The sequence below is a fragment of the Streptomyces sp. P13-3-3 genome (genome assembly GCF_050571355.1).
In the GTDB taxonomy this organism is placed as follows: Bacteria; Actinomycetota; Actinomycetes; order Streptomycetales; family Streptomycetaceae; genus Streptomyces; species Streptomyces althioticus.
The window spans coordinates 3206724-3225998 of sequence record NZ_CP192228.1 but is presented as its reverse complement, the minus strand read 5'-3'; the positions used below and the strand labels follow the sequence as shown (position 1 = coordinate 3225998).

At 70.6% G+C, this 19275-nt stretch carries 16 protein-coding genes; 11 read left to right on the top strand and 5 right to left on the bottom strand.

Translation table 11 applies throughout. The annotated features are described in order from the left end of the window. Nucleotides 1-201: 201 nt before the first annotated feature. Both ACQZOG_RS14690 and metG read left to right on the top strand, forming a co-directional pair. Entirely contained in the window at nt 202-2058 is a 1857-nt protein-coding gene (locus tag ACQZOG_RS14690; RefSeq protein WP_430741549.1) for a VWA domain-containing protein, read from the top strand. A gap of 123 nt (nt 2059-2181) precedes the next feature. Continuing rightward, nucleotides 2182-3798 carry a methionine--tRNA ligase gene (gene metG / locus ACQZOG_RS14685; protein WP_193467852.1) on the top strand — a complete coding sequence of 539 codons (1617 nt, stop codon included), beginning with the start codon at nt 2182-2184 and terminating at the stop codon, nt 3796-3798. A gap of 78 nt (nt 3799-3876) precedes the next feature. On the opposite strand, the gene ACQZOG_RS14680 is transcribed toward metG, so the two are convergent. Beyond that, nucleotides 3877-4584 (bottom strand): SDR family oxidoreductase, encoded by a 708-nt coding sequence (locus ACQZOG_RS14680; RefSeq protein WP_230228877.1) that lies wholly within the window; start codon nt 4582-4584, stop codon nt 3877-3879. Nucleotides 4585-4685: 101 nt separating this feature from the next. On the opposite strand from ACQZOG_RS14680, the gene ACQZOG_RS14675 reads away from it, so the two are divergent. The 4 genes from ACQZOG_RS14675 (at nt 4686) to ACQZOG_RS14660 (ending at nt 7341) form a co-directional block, all read left to right on the top strand. Next, nucleotides 4686-5537 (top strand): helix-turn-helix domain-containing protein, encoded by an 852-nt coding sequence (locus tag ACQZOG_RS14675; RefSeq protein WP_193467854.1) that lies wholly within the window; start codon nt 4686-4688, stop codon nt 5535-5537. 110 nt (nt 5538-5647) lie between these two features. Next, on the top strand, nt 5648-6013 hold the full coding sequence (locus ACQZOG_RS14670) for a PH domain-containing protein (RefSeq protein ID WP_019525900.1): 366 nt from the start codon (nt 5648-5650) through the stop codon (nt 6011-6013). An 89-nt stretch (nt 6014-6102) separates the two neighbouring features. Continuing rightward, nucleotides 6103-6999, top strand: coding sequence for a hypothetical protein (locus tag ACQZOG_RS14665; RefSeq protein ID WP_037643956.1), 897 nt, complete (start codon nt 6103-6105; stop codon nt 6997-6999). A gap of 30 nt (nt 7000-7029) precedes the next feature. After that, a complete protein-coding gene (locus ACQZOG_RS14660) occupies nt 7030-7341 on the top strand; it encodes a hypothetical protein (protein ID WP_193467855.1) in 312 nt (103 codons plus the stop codon). 56 nt (nt 7342-7397) lie between these two features. Here the strand turns inward: ACQZOG_RS14660 and aspS are convergent, their stop codons facing one another. Continuing rightward, complete coding sequence (gene aspS / locus ACQZOG_RS14655; RefSeq protein WP_033273179.1) at nt 7398-9161, bottom strand: aspartate--tRNA ligase; 1764 nt, start codon at nt 9159-9161, stop codon at nt 7398-7400. A gap of 179 nt (nt 9162-9340) precedes the next feature. On the opposite strand from aspS, the gene ACQZOG_RS14650 reads away from it, so the two are divergent. Next, nucleotides 9341-11485, top strand: coding sequence for an ATP-binding SpoIIE family protein phosphatase (locus tag ACQZOG_RS14650; RefSeq protein WP_037640684.1), 2145 nt, complete (start codon nt 9341-9343; stop codon nt 11483-11485). Nucleotides 11486-11525: 40 nt separating this feature from the next. Here ACQZOG_RS14650 and ACQZOG_RS14645 read toward each other — a convergent pair whose 3' ends face one another. Further along, nucleotides 11526-12506, bottom strand: coding sequence for a pirin family protein (locus tag ACQZOG_RS14645; RefSeq protein WP_033273181.1), 981 nt, complete (start codon nt 12504-12506; stop codon nt 11526-11528). A gap of 114 nt (nt 12507-12620) precedes the next feature. Next, on the bottom strand, nt 12621-13085 hold the full coding sequence (locus ACQZOG_RS14640) for an SseB family protein (protein WP_033273182.1): 465 nt from the start codon (nt 13083-13085) through the stop codon (nt 12621-12623). A gap of 163 nt (nt 13086-13248) precedes the next feature. On the opposite strand from ACQZOG_RS14640, the gene ACQZOG_RS14635 reads away from it, so the two are divergent. From ACQZOG_RS14635 to ACQZOG_RS14625, 3 genes are all read left to right on the top strand, one after another. Then, nucleotides 13249-15075 carry an acyl-CoA dehydrogenase gene (locus ACQZOG_RS14635; RefSeq protein ID WP_033273183.1) on the top strand — a complete coding sequence of 609 codons (1827 nt, stop codon included), beginning with the start codon at nt 13249-13251 and terminating at the stop codon, nt 15073-15075. Between the two features lie 70 nt (nt 15076-15145). Then, complete coding sequence (locus ACQZOG_RS14630) at nt 15146-16444, top strand: M18 family aminopeptidase (RefSeq protein WP_230228873.1); 1299 nt, start codon at nt 15146-15148, stop codon at nt 16442-16444. Nucleotides 16445-16570: 126 nt separating this feature from the next. Beyond that, on the top strand, nt 16571-16828 hold the full coding sequence (locus ACQZOG_RS14625; protein ID WP_033273185.1) for a DUF6458 family protein: 258 nt from the start codon (nt 16571-16573) through the stop codon (nt 16826-16828). Here ACQZOG_RS14625 and ACQZOG_RS14620 read toward each other — a convergent pair. Beyond that, nucleotides 16804-18666 carry an NHL domain-containing thioredoxin family protein gene (locus ACQZOG_RS14620; RefSeq protein ID WP_033273186.1) on the bottom strand — a complete coding sequence of 621 codons (1863 nt, stop codon included), beginning with the start codon at nt 18664-18666 and terminating at the stop codon, nt 16804-16806. The genes ACQZOG_RS14625 and ACQZOG_RS14620 overlap by 25 nt on opposite strands. Before the next feature lie 105 nt (nt 18667-18771). Between ACQZOG_RS14620 and ACQZOG_RS14615 the strand changes: the two genes are divergently transcribed. Further along, nucleotides 18772-19266, top strand: a complete 495-nt coding sequence (locus tag ACQZOG_RS14615) for an LURP-one-related/scramblase family protein (RefSeq protein WP_033273187.1) — start codon at nt 18772-18774, stop codon at nt 19264-19266. The last annotated feature ends 9 nt before the right edge of the window (nt 19267-19275 follow it).

Sequence of the window (19275 nt, the reverse complement as noted above, 5' to 3'; positions counted from 1 at the left end):
TGAACGGCGGGTGAACCCGGAACGGCATCACGGGCGTACGCCGGAGCGGAACATCGACCCCACACAGGCCGGATCACGCCCTTGACAGATACGATCCCGCACATCCCACCCTGCCCAAGATCGCCCCCAAGGGCCGCTAACCTTACGTGTCCGTCCTGGCCAGGGTTTGACGGGCATCAACTCACGCGAAGGGTTGCGCACATGGGCATTCTCACTCTCCTGCGGAACGCGTTCGGCCGGTCACGTAAAGCGAAGTCCGCCGAAGCGGAGGGTGCGGCGCCGGCCGCCGAGGCGACGGAGACGGCGGCCCCGACGACGCCCGACCCGTCCGCCACCGCGACGGTCCCGGAACAACGCGAAAGCGACGAACACGACCTGGTGAGGTCGGCGTTCGACAAGGTGGAGGTCTCCCGGCCCGCGCAGTCGTCGGAGACGGAGAAGAAGCCGAAGGCTTCCGACGCCGAGTCCGAGACGCCTCCGGCCCCGGAGGAGACGCCCAAGGCGAAGGCGGCGCCGGAGACGGCGCCGGAGACGGCGGAGCCGAAGGCCGACGGGCCGGAGGCCAAGAAGCCCGAGGCTGAGGCCACCCCGGACTCGACCCCCGAAGCGGCTCAGGAACCGGCTGTCGAGGCCAAGCCGGAACCGACCGCTGAGCCCGCGGGTGAGACCGAGGCCGAGCAGGATTCGACTCCTGAGCCGGAGCCCAAGCCTGAGGCCGAGGCCGAGGCAGAGCCCGAGGCCAACCCTGCGCCGGAAGCCAAGCCCGCAGCCGAGGCCAACCCTGCGCCGGAAGCCGAGCCTGAGGCCGAGGCCACTGCCGAGCCGAAGGCCGAGCCCGCAGCCGAGGCCAAGCCTGCGCCGGAAGCCAAGCCGAAGGCCGAGGCGAAGTCGGAGGCCAAGCCTGAGGCCGAGGTCGAGCCGAAGGCCGACGCGGATACCGAGGCCGGGCCTGAGCCGAAGGCCGACGCGGATGCCGAGGCCGGGCCTGAGGTGCAGCCGGAGCCGGCCCCGGAGCCGAAGGCGGCTGCCGAGGCCGCGTCGGAAGCGGCCCCGGAACCGGAGGCGGCTGCCGAGGCCGAGCCCAAGGCCACTGCCGAGGCGAAGCCGGAAGCGAAGGCCGCGTCCGCGCCGGATGCCGAGGCCACCGCCACGCCGAAGCCGGAGGCGAAGCCCGAGCCGAAGGCCGCGTCCGAGCCCGAGGTGACCTCCGAGCCCGAGGCGAAGGAGGAACCGGCGCCGGAGGCCGAACCCGCGTCGGAGGCGACCCCCGCGGCCGCCGACGGCGAGCAGGCCCCACAGGGGCCACCCGCACCCGACGACGAGACCCGCACGGGTGGTGCGGGTGGGAACGAAAACCCGGCCGAAGGCGAAGCCGAGGCCGAGGCCGAGACCGACGCACAGGGCCCCGCCACCCCCGCCTCCGCCCTCCGCAACACCCCCCTCACCACCGCCTACAAGGCAGCCGGCACCGTCCTCGCCAAGAACAACCTCACCGGCGCCCGCGCCAAGATCCACCTCGTCCTCGACCGCTCCGCGTCCATGCGCCCGTACTACAAGGACGGCTCCGCCCAGGCCCTGGGCGAGCAGACCCTGGCCCTGGCCGCGCACCTCGACACCGACGCCACCGTCCACGTCACCTTCTTCTCCACCGAACTCGACGGCACCGGCGAGCTGACCCTCACCGACCACGAGAACAAGATCGACGAGCTGCACGCGGGCCTCGGCCGGATGGGCCGTACGAGCTACCACGCGGCCGTGGAGGCCGTCCTCGAGCAGCACGCGAAGGAGCCCGCCGGCACCCCCGCCCTGGTGATCTTCCAGACGGACGGCGCCCCCGACGCGAAGACCCCGGCCACCAAGGCCCTCACCGAGGCCGCGGAGAACCACCCCGACGTGTTCTTCTCCTTCGTCGCCTTCGGCGAGCACGACAACAAGGCGTTCGACTACCTCCGCAAGCTCAAGACGGACAACACGGCCTTCTTCCACGCGGGCCCCACGCCGCGCGAGCTCACGGACAAGGAGCTGTACGAGGGCGTACTGGCGAACTGGCGCCCGTAGGAATCACCACGCTCGCCACCCGGGGGGTGGACGGGGAGGCACGGACGGAACCCGTCCGCCACCCCCGTCCACCCCCCGAAACGCGTGTGAGTCGATCTCCCCGGGACCAGTAGGATTTCGACCATGGCGGCCACTGGATCAGAGAAGCAGGGGGCGAAGGCGTACTACGTCACGACCCCCATCTACTACGTCAACGACGCTCCTCACCTGGGCCACGCCTACACGACCGTCGCAGGCGACGTGCTCACCCGCTGGCACCGCCAGCGTGGCGAGAAGGTGTGGTACCTCACCGGCACGGACGAGCACGGTCAGAAGATCATGCGCACGGCCGAGGCGAACGGGGTCACCCCGCAGGCCTGGGCCGACAAGCTCGTCACGGAGGCCTGGCAGCCCCTGTGGGAGCACCTCGACATCGCGAACGACGACTTCATCCGCACCACGCAGAAGCGGCACACCGACCGCGTCCAGGAGTTCGTGCAGGACCTGTACGACAAGGGCGAGATCTACAAGGGCGGCTACGAGGGCCCGTACTGCGTGGGCTGCGAGGAGTACAAGCTCCCCGGCGAGCTGCTCGACGGCGAGGGCGACTACGCCGGCCAGAAGCTGTGCCCGATCCACAAGAAGCCGGTGGAGATCCTCAGCGAGGAGAACTACTTCTTCAAGCTCAGCGAGTACAGCGAGAAGCTGCTCGCGCACTACGAGGCCAACCCGGGCTTCATCCAGCCCGAGTCCGCGCGCAACGAGGTCGTGAACTTCGTCCGCCAGGGCCTGCAGGACCTCTCCATCTCCCGCTCGACGTTCGACTGGGGCGTCAAGGTCCCGTGGGACGACAAGCACGTCATCTACGTGTGGGTCGACGCGCTGCTGAACTACGCGACGGCCGTCGGCTACAACGAGAACCCGGAGAAGTTCGAGTCGACGTTCCCCGCCGACGTGCACCTGGTCGGAAAGGACATCCTCCGCTTCCACGCGATCATCTGGCCGGCCATGCTGATGGCGCAGGGCCTCCCGCTGCCCGGGAAGGTCGCCGCGAACGGCTGGCTGATGGTCGGCGGCGAGAAGATGAGCAAGTCGAACCTGACCGGCATCAAGCCGCAGGACCTGACCTCGCACTTCGGCGTGGACGCGTACCGCTGGTACTTCCTGCGCGCGATCGCCTTCGGCCAGGACGGCTCCTTCTCCTGGGAGGACTTCTCCGCCCGCTACACCAGCGAGCTGGCGAACGACTACGGCAACCTCGCCTCCCGCGTGGCGGCGATGGTCGGCAAGTACTTCGGCGGCGAGCTGCCGGCCGCGACGGCCGACGGCGACGCGGAGAAGGCGATCCACGAGGGCCTGGCGAAGGCGGTCGCGGAGGCGGACCGGAAGATCGGCGAGGAGCTGGACTTCCAGGGCGGCATCCTGGCGGTCTTCGACTTCGTGAAGCAGGTCAACGGCTACATCACCGAGCAGGAGCCCTGGAAGGTCGCCAAGGACGACTCGCCGGAGGGCAAGGCCCGCCTGGCGACGATCCTCTACACGGCCGCGGAGTCGCTCCGCGCGGTGGCCGTCCTGCTCAACCCGGTGATGCCGGAGACCTCCCAGAAGCTGTGGGACTCCCTCGGCGCGGAGCCCGCCCTGGGCGCCCTCGCCGACCAGAAGGTCCAGGAGTCCGCCACCTGGGGCCTCCTCCCCGCCGGCTCCACGGTCACCAAGGGCGCGGTCCTCTTCCCCCGCCTGGAGGAGAAGCCCACCGCGTAACACGCACCACGCACACCGAAAGGCCCGGGAACTCCGCGTTCCCGGGCCTTTCGCCCTTGTGCGCCGTCGCCGGTGGTGTCACCAGGGCAGAGGTCCGCTGCGATCGCTGAAGGTCCCCGTGGGCCCGTCGGGGCCGACGGCCGCCATACGGACGATGATCTCCGCGCCTTCCTCGACACTCTGGGTGCCGGTGTTGCCGTTGAGGTCGGTCCTGGTGAAGCCCGGCTCCACGGCGTTCACCCGGAAGTCCGGCAGCGCCTTCGCGTACTGCACGGTGATCATGTTGACCGCGGCCTTGGACGCCGGGTAGGCGATCGCCGGGTAGAAGTGCGCGAACGACTCGGGGTCGGACAGCCGGGTCAGGGACGCCAGGCCGCTGCTGACGTTCACGACGACCGGCGCGGGAGACCGGCGCAGCAGCGGCAGGAAGGCGTGGGTGACCCGGACGACGCCGAAGACGTTCGTCTCGAAGGCGGTGCGCATCTCCTCGACGGTGGTGTCCTCGCCCTTGGGGATCGCGTTGCCCTCGCCGCGGGGCTCGACGCCGGCGTTGTTGACCAGGACGTCGAGGCCACCCTCGGCCTCCACGGTCTTCACGGCCGCTTCCACGGAGGCGTCGTCGGTGACGTCGAGCTGGACGAAGTGCGCCCCGATGCGTTCGGCTGCCTGACGGCCCCGCTCGGCGTCCCGGGCGCCGACCCAGACGGTGTGACCCGCCTCGACGAGGCGGCGGGCGGTTTCGAATCCGAGGCCCTTGTTGGCCCCGGTGATCAGTGTCGTACTCATGGCTTCACTGTCACTCCGCCCCGCCGGGGCAGCCAGGCGCCTCCTTTTCCTGGGACTCGCGGTACCAGGCACGCGCCGTTGCCGCGCGGTTCACTGGAGACATGGCGACGACGGAGCTGGGGCGGGCGCTGCGCCGCTGGCGCGACCGGGTCTCCCCGCGGTCGGCCGGTCTGCCGCAAGGCGGACGGCGGCGGGCGGCGGGGCTGCGGCGGGAGGAGCTGGCCATGCTGGCCGGCATCTCGGTCGACTACATCGTCCGTCTCGAACAGGGCCGCGCGACCAGCCCCTCGTCCCAGGTCGTCGAGGCGCTGGCCCGCGCCCTGCGGCTGGACCCGGACGAACGCGCCCACCTGTTCCTGCTGGCGGGGCTCGCCCCTCCCGGGCCTGAGACGGTGCCCTGCTATCTCACGCCCAGCGTGCAGCGGCTCCTCGACCGCCTCGTCGACACCCCGGTCGTCGTCCTGGACGCGGCGATGACCCTGCTGGTGGCCAACCCGATGTACGCGGCGCTGATGGGCGACCCGTCCGCCCTGCGCGGCTTCGCACGCAACCGGGTCTGGAACCACTTCCTCGGCCCGCCCGGCCGGATCCGGCGCACGCCCGAGGAGCTCCGGGACTTCGAGACGCGCGTGGTCGCGGAACTGCGGTCCGTGGCCGGCCGCTACCCGGCCGACCTGCGGCTGCGCGAACTGATCGACGAACTGCGGGCGCGCAGCGACCGGTTCGCCGAACTGTGGGACTCGGGGGCCGTGGGCCGCGTGGAGTCCTCCGTCAAGACGATCGACCACCCCGACGTGGGCGCGCTGACGCTGGACTGCGACGTGCTGCGCGTGGAGGGCAACGACCTGCGCATCCTCGTGTACTCGGCGGAACCGGGCAGCGAGGCCGCGGAGAAGCTCCGCCTGCTGTCGGTCCTGGGCACGCAGTCGCTCACGTCCCACCGTCCCGCGTAACACGCGCGCTACAGGACGGCCCCGGGAGAACACGACGCTTCTCCCGGGGCCGCACCCTTTGCGAAGATCGCGTGAGGAACGAACGACCACACGTGGGGGGAACCCGAACCATGGCACTCTTCGGCAACGCGCACACCGTCGACCCGGCCAAGGCCCAGCAGGACTACGCCCGGCTCCTGGGCCACGGCGAGCAGGTGCACGCGGCGTTCCTGCTGATACGCGACACGATCCTGTTCACGGACCGCCGACTGATCCTGGTCGACAAGCAGGGCATCACCGGCAAGAAGACCGAGTACCACTCGATCCCGTACCGCAGCATCTCCCACTTCGCCGTGGAGACCGCGGGCCACTTCGACCTCGACGCCGAACTGAAGATCTGGATCTCCAGCTCCCCGACCCCGATCCAGAAGACCTTCACGAAGGGCGTCGACATCTACGAGGTCCAGGCCATCCTCACCCAGTTCGTCGCCCGCTGACCGGCGGGAACGTTCCTTCCACCCTCGAACGGGTGAACACACCGGAGTAGCAGCCGACGCGGGACCATGAGCGCCCTACCGTGCCGCTCATGGTCACCGCCACCCACGAGGCCTCCCACCGGCTCTTCCAGGAGCACCCGGAGGCGCTCGCCCCCGTCTTCGAGGCACTGGGGCTGCCGCCGCCGGCGAAGACGGACTTCCACGAGCTCTCCCCGGACACGACCGAGATCCGTCCGATGGAGCGCCGCGCCGACACGGTGCTCATGTTCGAGCCCGACATGGGAGAACACTTCGTCCTGGCCGTCGAGGCCCAGACGAAGAAGGATCCTGAGAAGGCCAGGAACTGGGCGTACTACGTCTCGTATCTGCGCGCCAAGTACGACCTGCCGGTCCTGCTGGTCGCCGTGTGCCGCGACCCTTCGACGGCCGCATGGGCCATGGGCCCCTTCGAGTGCTCGGTCGGCCCGTGGACCACGCAGATCACCCGGCCCTTCGTGCTGGGACCGCAAACGGTCCCGGAGGTCACCGACGAGGCGGTGGTGGCCCAGCAACCCGCCCTCGCCGCCCTCTCGGCCATCGTGCACAGCCAGAGCAAGCGGTCCGCGGCCATACTGGAAGCGGTCGCCCGCGGACTCGTGTCCTTCGAGCCGGACGTCACGCGGTACTGGTTCGAAGTCGTGGAAGTCGGGCTGGAGTCCACTTCGGCCAAGGCAAGTTGGAGGAAGTTGATGCAGAACGTCGTCACCCACTTCCCGGGACACGGGACGCTCTTCGAGGAGAAGTACCTGGAGGGGAAGGCGGAAGGCAAGGCGGAAGACATCCTGCACGCGCTGAAGGTGCGTGGGCTTGTCGTCTCGGACGATGCGCGCGAGCGCATCACCGGCTGCACCGACCTCGACACCCTCACCACCTGGTTCGACCGCTCCCTGACGGTCTCCAAGGCCGAGGACCTCTTCAGCGGCGAGGACGACACCGCCTCTTCCTGATCCCTCGCCTCCGGTGATCGAATGTCCGGCATGCGCCCCGAGCACTGCGTCACGCGGAATCACATCGAGGTGTTCCACCAGGGTGTGCTGCCCGCGGGCGCGCGGCCCATTCCGTTCCGGACGCTGTTGCGCGGGTCGTTGGTGCCGGTCGCCCTCTGGGGCGGTGTCGCGGGGCTCGCGTCCGCCTTCGTCGGCCCGGTCGCGGGGGTCGTGGTCTGCGGCGTCTTCGCGGTGTTTCTCGCCGTCGGGTTCGCCCGGCGCCGCCGGCGGCGGCACTCCGTCCGGTGTGCCGCCTACGGTGCGTTCGCCGGGGTGCTCAAGGAGTCCGTCGACCTGTTCTGAGCAAGGCGAAGGGCCCGGAACCGGTCAGGTTCCGGGCCCTTCGTCTACGTCGCGGACTACTTCGGCTGAGGCTTCCGCACCGACAGGTGCAGTTCCTTCAGCCGCGCCTCCTCCAGCTCCGTCGGCGCGCCCATCATCAGGTCCTGGGCGTTGCCGTTGAGCGGGAAGGCGATCGTCTCGCGGATGTTCGGCTCGTCGGCGAGGAGCATCACGATGCGGTCCACGCCGGGGGCGATGCCGCCGTGCGGCGGGGCGCCGAAGCGGAACGCGCGGAGCATGCCGGCGAACTTCTCCTCGACCGTCTCACGGTCGTAGCCCGCGATCTCGAACGCCTTGAGCATGATCTCGGGCTCGTGGTTCCGGATCGCGCCGGAGGACAGCTCGACGCCGTTGCAGACGATGTCGTACTGCCAGCCCAGGATGTCCAGCGGGTCCTGGTTCTCCAGGGCCTCAAGGCCGCCCTGCGGCATCGAGAAGGGGTTGTGCGAGAAGTCGATCGCGCCGGTCTCCTCGTCCTTCTCGTACATCGGGAAGTCGACGATCCAGCAGAAGCGGAAGACGTTCTCCTCGAAGTGGCCGGCGCGCTTGGCGGCCTCGACGCGGACCGCGCCCATGATCTTCGAGACCTCGTCGAACTCGCCCGCGCCGAAGAAGACCGCGTGGCCGGGGGCCAGCGCCAGCCGCTTGGTCAGCTCGGCGACGTTCTCCTCGGTGAGGAACTTCGCGATCGGGCCGGTCAGCGAGCCGTCCTCGCCGACGCGCACCCAGGCGAGGCCCTTCGCGCCCTGCGAGACCGCGTAGTCGCCCAGCTGGTCGAAGAACTTGCGCGGCTGGCCGGAGACGTCCGGCACCGGCAGGGCGCGCACGTGCTTGCCGGCGAACGCCTTGAACTCCGAGCCCTCGAAGATGTCGGTGATGTCGACGAGCTCGAGCTGGGCGCGCAGGTCCGGCTTGTCGGAGCCGTACTTCAGCATCGCCTCGCGGAACGGGATCCGCGGGAACGGCGAGGTGACGTGACGGCCGTTGCCGAACTCCTCGAACAGCTCGGTCATGAGCTTCTCGATCGGCTGGAAGACGTCCTCCTGCTCGACGAAGCTCATCTCGACGTCGAGCTGGTAGAACTCGCCCGGCGAGCGGTCGGCGCGGGCGTCCTCGTCACGGAAGCAGGGCGCGATCTGGAAGTAGCGGTCGAAGCCCGAGATCATCAGCAGCTGCTTGAACTGCTGCGGGGCCTGCGGCAGCGCGTAGAACTTGCCCGGGTTCAGACGGGACGGGACCACGAAGTCGCGCGCGCCCTCGGGGGAGGTCGCGGACAGGATCGGCGTGGTCATCTCGTTGAAGCCCAGGGTGGTCATCTTCTGGCGGATCGCCGAGATGACCTGGGTGCGCAGCATGATGTTGCGGTGCATGCGCTCGCGGCGCAGGTCGAGGAAGCGGTACTCCAGGCGCCGCTCCTCGTTGACACCGTCCTCGGTGTTGATGGTGAAGGGCAGCGGGGCCGCCTCGCCCAGCACCTCGACCGCGGAGACCTCGACCTCGATCTCGCCGGTCGGCAGGTCGGGGTTGACGTTCTCCGCACCACGCGAGACGACCTTGCCGTCGACGCGGACCACGGTCTCCTTGGAGAGCTTGTCGAGCGCCTCGTACGCCTCGGTGCCCGGACGGGCCACCAGCTGGGTGATCCCGTAGTGATCGCGCAGATCGATGAAGAGGATGCCGCCCAGGTCGCGCCGATTGTGCAGCCAGCCACTCAGCCGGACGTCGGTGCCGACGTCAGAGGCGCGGAGCTCGCCGCAGGTGTGGGACCTGTACCGATGCATCGTCGTTCATCCAGCCTTCGCGGATCGGGGTCGTTGTTTCACGTGAAACTCCCCCCAAGCCTACCGGCCGGGCCAAGATCACCGCTCCGCCCTTTCGCGGGGGCCGGTCAAGGTCATCCAAGGGGTCGGCCAAACGACATGGGTGGAAGTTTCCGGGAGCATCTTCCTAAAGTGGTGCAATGCGCACTGGTGAGCCCCTGCCCGCCCTGGGGGACGTCCTCGCCGCCCTCGGAACCGGCGTGTGGCACTGGGACACCGCATCCGGAGAGGTCACGGTCGATGCCGTCGCAGCAGGGCTGCTCGGGCTGTCCGCCGAACCGGCCACCCTCACGGAGGCGCAGGTCCGGGCCCGCTTCCACCCCGTCGACTGGAACGAGATCACCGGGATCATCCAGCTGGCCGTCGCGGAGGGCACCCTCGCCGAGGTGCGTATCAGGATCATGGACGACCAGAACAACGTCGTCCGCGTCGTCCGCAGCCGCTCCAAGCCCTCCTACGAGCCCGAGCGCAAGGCGTACGTCCTGACCGGGACCCTCCAGGAGGTGACCGAGCCGGCGCCGGGCACACCCGCCGCACGCAGCGCGGTCACCGGCGACTGGAGGCGCTCCCGAGAGGCGTTCCTGCTCGACGCCGGCCGCGCCCTGGCCGAGGCGCGCTCCACCGAGGAGGTGCTGCGGGTCGCCGCCAACCTCTCCATGCCGGGGTTCACCCCGGACGGCCTGGCCGTGTTCGGCGTGGAGGGCGACCGGCTCACGATCATCGGCCACCACGGGCACGAGCCCGGCGCCGACAGCCCGTTCTACATGCCGCTCGACACCGACTACCCGGCCGCCGAGGTGGTGCGCACCGGCCGCGCGGTCTACATCTCCTCCCCGGACGAGTACAAGGCGCGCTACCCGCTCACCTGGCCGCTCGCCCAGCGCTTCGGCCGCCAGTCCTGGGCGTTCCTGCCGCTGACCGCCTCCGGCCGCACCATGGGCGCCTGGCTGGCCGCCTTCGCCTACCCGGTCGCCTTCACCCCCGACGAGCGGTCCGTGCTGACCACGGTGGCCCGGATGCTGGCCCAGGCGCTGTCCCGCGCGGGCACGGCGGAGACCGAGAAGGAGCTCACCGAGGGGCTCCAGCGCACGATGATGCCGAAGCTCGGGCCGGGCATCCCGGGCATGGACGTCACCGCCCGCTACGTGCCGACCGGCGGCGGCCTCCAGGTGGGCGGTGACTGGTACGACGTGATCCCGCTGCCCGGGGGCGCCTCCGGGACGAGGTCCGGGGGAGGACGGTTCGCGCTGGTCATCGGTGACGTGCAGGGGCACGACGTACGGGCGGCGGGGCTGATGGGACAGCTGCGGATAGCCCTGCGGGCGTACGCCTCGGAGGGACACCGGCCGGACGCCGTGCTGTCCCGCGCCTCCCGTTTCCTGCACGGCATCGGCGAGGACTCGACCGATCTGCGTTTCGCGACCTGTCTGTACGCCGAGGTCGACCCGGCGACCGGAGTGCTGGAGGTGGCCCGCGCCGGGCATCCCGAGCCGGTCATCCGGATGGCCGACGGGACGGTGCTGACCCGGTCGGCGCAGGGCGGGCTGCCGCTGGGCATCGACCCGGACGCCGACTACCCGACCACCCGGCTGATCCTGGAGCCCGGCGAGACGCTGCTGATCTGCACGGACGGGCTGATCGAGACCGGCGGACACGACCTGGAGACCGGCTGGCAGCGACTGCGGGACATTCTCGAGCGGCACCGCGGCACGCAGGAGGAGCTGGCCGACGCGCTGGTGCAGGCGGTGCACGGCCCTTCGTCGCACCACACCACCGGGCCGCTGGCCGACCGCCGCGAGGACGACATAGCGCTGCTGCTGCTCACCCGGCAGGGCGCCGACTGCGGCTGCGGCGCGGAGGACACGCCCCCGCCCCCGGTGCGCCGCACGGCGCTCACGGTGGCGCAGGCCGAGCCGGAGCGGGTGTCCGTCGCCCGGCAGCAGCTGCGCGAGCTGCTGCACGACTGGGGTTCGCCGGACCAGGTGGACTCGGCGGTGCTGCTGCTGTCGGAGGTGCTGACCAACGTGCTGGTGCACACCGACTCCGACGCGTTGCTGCTCGCCGAGGTCACGGACGGCGGCGACGGCCGCCGTATCCGGGTGGAGGTCACCGACTCCGGAGACGATCTCCCGCATCCGCGGCGCCCGGGCGAGCTGGCGTCCTCGGGCCGCGGCCTGCTGCTGATCGAGCTCCTCGCCCACACCTGGGGCGTCGCCCCGCGCGGCCGCGGCAAGAGCATCTGGTTCGAGCTCTACGAGCAGAAGAACGGCGACGGCCCCGGGTGACCGGGGCCGTCGCCGCGACGTCCTGCGCACGGACCGGGACTCAGTCCTGGTCGGGGCCCTTCTCCGTCATGCCGTGGACGGCGGGGACGGTGCCGAGGCGGCCCTTCTGGAAGTCCTCGAAGGCCTGCATCAGCTCGTCCTTGGTGTTCATCACGAACGGCCCGTAGTGCGCCATCGGCTCACGGATGGGCCGGCCGCCGAGCAGGACGACCTCCAGGTCCGGCGTGTGGGAGTCCTGCTTCTCGTCCGCGCGGACGGTCAGCGAGCCGCCCGCGCCGAACACCGCGGTCTGGCCGAGGTGGATCGGACGCCGCTCGGCGCCCACCGCGCCGCGCCCGGCCATGACGTACGCCAGGCCGTTGAAGTCCTCCCGCCAGGGCAGGGTGACCTCCGCGCCGGGGGCGAGCGTGGCGTGGATCATCGTGATCGGCGTGTGCGTGATGCCCGGGCCCTCGTGTCCGTCCAGCTCACCGGCGATGACGCGGAGCAGCGCGCCGCCGTCCGGGGAGGTGAGCAGCTGGACGCTGCCGCTGCGGATGTCCTGGTAGCGGGGCGCCATCATCTTGTCCTTGGCGGGGAGGTTCACCCACAGCTGGAGGCCGTGGAACAGTCCGCCGGACATCACCAGGTGCTCCGGCGGCGCCTCGATGTGGAGCAGACCGGCGCCGGCCGTCATCCACTGGGTGTCGCCGTTGGTGATGGTGCCGCCACCGCCGTTGGAGTCCTGGTGGTCGAAGATCCCGTCGATGATGTAGGTGACGGTCTCGAAGCCGCGGTGGGGGTGCCACGGGGTGCCCTTGGGCTCGCCCGGCGCGTACTCCACCTCACCCATCTGGTCCATCATGATGAACGGGTCGAGATGGCGGTAGTTGATCCCCGCGAACGCCCGGCGCACCGGGAATCCCTCGCCCTCGAAACCGCTGGGAGCGGTCGTGACGGCCAGCACGGGGCGGGCCACGGCGTCGGCGGGAGCGGTCACACGGGGCAGCGTCAACGGGTTCTCGACGGTCACTGCAGGCATCGGTACCTCCTCGGGTACGCCCACTTTAGTTGAGCGTTGAACTTCTTGTCACCCCGAACCGACAAAGCCCGGAGGGAATTCCCTCCGGGCTCCGTGCGGTCGTGGGGCCGGGCGTCAGCCATACATACGGCGCATCGCGAACTCGACCATCTGCTCGACGGCCTTGGCGTCGAACACCATCCGGTGCTCGCCCTCCATGTCGAGGACGAAGCCGTAGCCGGTGGGCAGCAGGTCGATCACCTCGGCGCCGGTGATCACGAAGTACTTGGACTCCTTGCCGGCGTACCGCCGCAGCTCCTTGAGCGACGTGAACATCGGGATCACGGGCTGCTGGGTGTTGTGCAGGGCGAGGAAGCCGGGGTTGTCACCGCGCGGGCAGTAGACCTTGGACGTCGCGAAGATCTGCTGGAAGTCCTCCGCCGCCATCTGGCCCGTGGTGAACGCGCGCACGGCGTCGGCGAGCGAGGGCGCGGACGGTTCGGGATACGCCGGCGCCTGCTGCCCGTACCCGCCCGGCATCGTCTGCTGCGGCGGCACGTAACCCTGCTGGGTCCCCGCACTCTGGTCGTAGCCGTACATGGCGCACAGACTACTGACCCGGCGCGAGGGCTGGGTCACAGATGTCCGGATCGGGGTTGCTTCTTATTACCGACGGGTAGCATCATCGTAGCTACTTGTCGGTACGTGAATCAGTTGCGAGGAATCAGTCCCTCGCCGATCCCTCTCAAACGGAGCCGTCGCCATGGGGCACTACAAGTCGAATCTCCGCGACATCGAGTTCAACCTCTTCGAGGTACTCGGGCGCGACAAGCTGTACGGCACGGGCCCGTTCGAGGAGATGGACGTCGAGACCGCTAAGAGCATCCTGGAGGAGCTGGCCCGCCTCTCCGAGAACGAGCTCGCGGAGTCCTTCGCCGACGCGGACCGCAACCCGCCGGTCTTCGACCCGGAGACCAACACGGCGCCGGTCCCCGCGTCCTTCAAGAAGAGCTACCAGGCCTTCATGGACTCCGAGTACTGGCGGCTCGGCCTGCCCGAGGAGATCGGCGGCACCACCTCGCCCCGCTCCCTCATCTGGGCCTACGCCGAGCTGATCCTGGGCGCCAACCCGGCCGTGTGGATGTACTCCTCGGGCCCCGCCTTCGCGGGCATCCTCTTCGAGGAGGGCAACGAGGTCCAGAAGCACATCGCGAAGATCGCCACGGAGAAGCAGTGGGGCTCCACGATGGTGCTCACCGAGCCGGACGCCGGCTCGGACGTCGGCGCCGGCCGCACCAAGGCCGTGCAGCAGGAGGACGGCTCCTGGCACATCGAGGGCGTGAAGCGCTTCATCACGTCCGGTGAGCACGACATGTCGGAGAACATCCTCCACTACGTGCTCGCCCGCCCCGAGGGCGCGGGCCCGGGCACCAAGGGCCTGTCCCTCTTCCTCGTCCCGAAGTACGAGTTCGACTTCGAGACCGGCGAGCTGGGCGAGCGCAACGGCGTCTACGCCACGAACGTCGAGCACAAGATGGGCCTGAAGGCCTCCAACACGTGCGAGATGACGTTCGGCGACAAGCACCCCGCCAAGGGCTGGCTGATCGGCGACAAGCACGACGGCATCCGCCAGATGTTCCGCATCATCGAGTTCGCCCGCATGATGGTCGGCACGAAGGCGATCTCCACGCTCTCCACGGGCTACCTCAACGCCCTGGAGTACGCCAAGGAGCGCGTCCAGGGTCCCGACCTGGCGAACTTCATGGACAAGACCGCCCCCAAGGTCACCATCACCCACCACCCCGACGTGCGCCGCTCGCTCATGACGCAGAAGGCGTACGCGGAGGGCATGCGCGCCCTGGTGATGTACACCGCCTCGGTCCAGGACGCCATCCAGCTCAAGGAGGCCAACGGCGAGGACGCCTCCACCGAGCACGCGATGAACGACCTGCTCCTGCCGATCGTCAAGGGCTACGGCTCCGAGAAGGCCTACGAGCAGCTCGCCCAGTCGCTGCAGACCTTCGGCGGCTCCGGCTTCCTGCAGGAGTACCCGATCGAGCAGTACATCCGGGACGCCAAGATCGACACCCTCTACGAGGGCACCACCGCGATCCAGGGCCAGGACTTCTTCTTCCGGAAGATCGTCCGCAACCAGGGCGCCGCGCTGAACTCGCTCGCCGAGGACATCAAGAAGTTCCTCGCGGTCGGCGAGGGCGGCGAGGAGCTGGCGGGCGCCCGCGAGCACCTGGCCAAGGCGGCCGTCGAGCTGGAGGCCATCGTCGGCCTGATGCTCACCGACCTCGCGGCCACCGAGAAGGACACCAAGAACATCTACAAGGTGGGCCTGAACACCACCCGCCTGCTGATGGCCTCCGGTGACGTCGTCGTCGGCTACCTGCTGCTCAAGCACGCCGCGATCGCCGCCGAGAAGCTCCCGACGGCCTCCGCCAAGGACAAGGCGTTCTACACCGGCAAGATCGCGGCGGCGAAGTTCTTCGCGGCCAACGTCCTGCCGGGCGTCACCCTGGCCCGCAAGGTCGCCGAGGGCGTCGAGCTGGACCTGATGGAGCTGGACGAGGCGGCGTTCTAGTCCCTCCCCGCTCCGAGAGGGCCCGCTCCCGCACAGGGAGGCGGGCCCTCCCGCTCGTTAAGGTGAACCCATGAGCGAACCCCCCCGCTTCGACCGCGGCCACACCGACGACCTCATGTCCTTCCTCGCGGCGAGCCCCACGCCGTACCACGCCGTGGCGAACGCCGCCGAGCGGCTGGAGAAGGCGGGCTTCAGGCAGGTCGCGGAGACGGACGCCTGGGACGGCACGGCAGGCGGCAAGTACGTGCTGCGCGGCGGTGCGATCATCGCCTGGTACGTCCCCGAAGGGGCCGCGGCGCACACGCCGTTCCGGATCGTCGGCGCCCACACCGACTCCCCGAACCTGCGCGTGAAGCCGCGGCCCGACAACGGGGCGCACGGCTGGCGCCAGGTGGCCGTGGAGATCTACGGCGGACCGCTGCTCAACTCCTGGCTCGACCGCGACCTGGGCCTGGCCGGGCGGCTGTCCCTGCGTGACGGCACGACCCGCCTGGTCGACGTGGACCGGCCGCTGCTGCGGGTCCCCCAGCTCGCCATCCACCTGGACCGCGCCGTCAACTCCGACGGCCTCAAGCTCGACAAGCAGCGGCACATGCAGCCGGTGTGGGGCCTGGGCGAGGACGTCCGCGACGGCGACCTCATCGCCTTCCTGGAGGAGACCGCGGGGCTCGCCGAGGGCTCGGTCACCGGCTGGGACCTGATGGTGCACCCCGTCGAGCCGCCCGCCTACCTGGGCCGCGACCGCGAGCTGGTGGCGGGCCCGCGCATGGACAACCTGCTGTCCGTGCACGCCGGCACGGCCGCGCTCGCCGCGGCGGCCGCACGCGGCCCGGAGCTGCCGTACATCCCCGTGCTCGCCGCCTTCGACCACGAGGAGAACGGCTCCCAGTCCGACACCGGCGCGGACGGCCCGCTGCTCGGCAGCGTCCTGGAGCGCTCGGTCCTCGCCCGCGGCGGGACGTACGAGGACCGGGCCCGCGCCTTCGCCGCCACCGTCTGCCTGTCCTCCGACACCGGCCACGCCGTGCACCCCAACTACGCGGAGCGGCACGACCCGACGCACCACCCGCGCGTCGACGGCGGCCCCATCCTCAAGGTCAACGTCAACAACCGCTACGCCACGGACGGTTCGGGCCGCGCGGTGTTCGCCGCGGCCTGCGAGAAGGCCGGGGTGCCCTTCCAGACGTTCGTCTCCAACAACGCGATGCCGTGCGGCACCACGATCGGCCCGATCACCGCGGCCCGGCACGGCATCAGGACGGTCGACATCGGCGTGGCCATCCTGTCGATGCACAGCGTCCGCGAACTCTGCGGCGCCAAGGACCCGTTCCTGCTGGCGAACGCGCTGACGGCCTTCCTGGAGGGCTAGTTCGGACCGCCTCCCACCAGCGGCGTCCTGAGCGGAGGTCAACTCCCGTGCGCCCGGCGGCGCATGGGAGCCCTCCCCGCGGGTACTCGGGTCGCACCGGAAAGACCGGACAGGGAGGCGACACCTATGGGCCTCGGCGGATGCATCATCCTCATCGCCGTGGGAGCAATCCTCACGTTCGCGACCGACTGGGACATGCAGGGTGTCAACCTTGACCTGGTCGGCATCATCTTCATGATCGTCGGACTGATCGGCGTCGCGACCTTCAGCAGCATCGCCCGGCGTCGGCGGGTCGTGGTGCCCCCCGCCACCCCGGTGGTCGACGACCCGGCGCGTGCGCACCACCACACGCGCGACGGCTACAGCGACGGGTACGGCGCCTGACCGGACGCCGGACCCGGGCCGTCCGCACCGGACAGCTCCAGGACCAGCCGGTCCGTGCCTCCCGCGCCGGGACGCACGGGCAGCCGCCACTCACGGCGGTGCACATGGCAGGCCGGATGGAGCACCCCCGGGTCGGCGTCGCACGCAGCCGCCGTCGCCACGACATGCAGCACCCCCTGCCCCACGGCGGGGTCCGTCTCGAGGGCGCGGGAGAGGTCACTCCCCGCGCCCTCTCCGCTGCGCAGCAGCTCGGGCGGTGAGGCGGACACGAGCAGGCGGGTCGCGGGGCCGTCCCGCGTGTCGAGCTTCTGGCCGGGCGGCGGGGTGAAGACCACGTCCAGACGCACGGGACCGACGGCGACCCCGGTGACGGACCGCTCCGTGTCCGCCCGCGGGCCAAGCACCTCGGCGGGCAGCCGCAGCCTGGTCAGCCGGTGGCGCGCCGACTCCACCACCACGACGTCCTCGCCGACGACCACCGCGCCGCTGGGCTCACGCAGGTCACCGGCCAGCGTGGTCACCTCGCCGGTGGCCGGGTCGTAGCGGCGCAGTGCCTGGTTGTAGGTGTCGCAGACCGCCAGGGAGCCGTCGGGCAGCGCGGTCACCCCGAGCGGGTGCTGGAGCAGCGCCCCGTCCGCGGGCCCGTCCCGGTACCCGAAGGCGAACAGTCCCGCTCCGACGGCCGTACGCACCCGTCCGTCCGTGTCCAGCAGGCGCAGCGCGGAGCTCTCCGAGTCGGCCACCCACAGCCCTTCCGCCGTCACCGCGAGCCCCGAGGGCTGCGCGAACAGGGCCTCCGTCGCCGGCCCGTCGACGAGCTGCTCCCCGCCGGTCCCGGCCTCGCGGGCGACCGTGCCGGCGGCGGGGTCGTAGGACCAGATCTGGTGGATGCCGGCCATCGCGATCCACACCTTGTCGCGCCACCGGACGACGTCCCAGGGAGAGGACATGCGCACCTCCCGGGCCGGGCCGTCCGTCGGGTTCCCGGGGCGCCAGGGGGAGCCGGTGCCGGCGAGGGTGGTGACCTCGCCCGACTCCGGGTCGAGGCGCCTCAGGGCGTGGTTGACGGTGTCGGCGACGACCACGGCGCCGTCGGGGAGCAGGGTGAGCCCCTGCGGCTCCTGGAAGCGGGCCAGGGTGGCCGGTCCGTCCACCAGACCCCGCTCGCCGCTGCCGAACCGCCGGAGGACCGTCTCCCCGTCCTCGGCCAGCTCCACCACCTGGTGCCGGGTGGTGTCCGTGACCAGGAACGTCCCCGACGGCAGCCGCAGCACCTTGCCGGGGAACCGCAGCACCGTCGGCTCCGGCTCCGGCGGCGCGTACGGCAGGTCGCCGCGCCGGAGGGTGCCCTTCGCGGCGTGCTCGGCCTCCAGCTCGGTCACCAGGCGCTCGATCTCGGGCACGTGCCCCTCGCCGGAGTACGTGGCCACGACGTACCCCTCCGGGTCGACGACCACCAGCGTCGGCCAAGCCCGCACCGCGTACTGCGTCCACGTCGTCAGCTCGGGGTCGTCCAGGACGGGATGCGCGACCGCGTACCGCTCCACGGCGTCCGCCACCGCCGCGTGCTCCGCCTCGTGCGGGAACTTCGGCGAATGCACGCCGATCACCACCAGCGTGTCGCGGTGCCGCTCCTCCAGCTCACGCAGCTCGTCGACAACGTGCAGGCAGTTGATGCAGGCGAACGTCCAGAAGTCCAGCAGCACCACGCGTCCGCGCAGGCCGGCGAGGGTGTACGCGGCGCCGCCCGTGTTCAGCCAGCCGCCCTTCCCCGCGAGCTCGGGCGCCCGCACGCGTGCGGAGCGGCGGACGGGAGGAGCGGAGGCGGCGTCGTCCATACGTCCAGCGTGCCACCCTCGGTCACCGGACGCGGGCGGGGATCGGCTCCGCCCGTCGGCCTAGCGGCGGCGTCGGAAGGGGCCGGGCGGGGAACCCCTCGGCGCATGAGATTTCTCGTACGGGACCGGATCCTCGGCATCGGGGACGACTACTGGATCGAGGACGACCGCGGCAACAAGGTCTTCCTCGTCGACGGCAAGGCGATGCGGCTGCGGGACACCTTCGAGCTGAAGGACGCCCAGGGGCACGTGCTCATCGACATCCACAAGAAGATGCTCGCGCTGCGGGACACCATGGTGATCGAGCGGGGCGACGAGCCGCTCGCGACGGTGCGGCGCAAGCGGCTGTCGCTGCTGCGCAACCACTACCGGGTGTCCCTGGCGGACGGCAGCACCGAGCTGGACGTCAGCGGGCGGATCCTCGACCGGGAGTTCGCCGTCGAGTACGACGGCGAACTCCTCGCGGTGATCTCCCGCCGCATGCTCACCCTCCGCGACACCTACGGCGTCGACATCGTGCGCGACGACGCCGACCCGGCGCTGCTGATCGCCGTGGCGGTGTGCGTGATCCACCTGGCGGAGAAGGAGCGGGAGGAGTAGCCCGGCGAC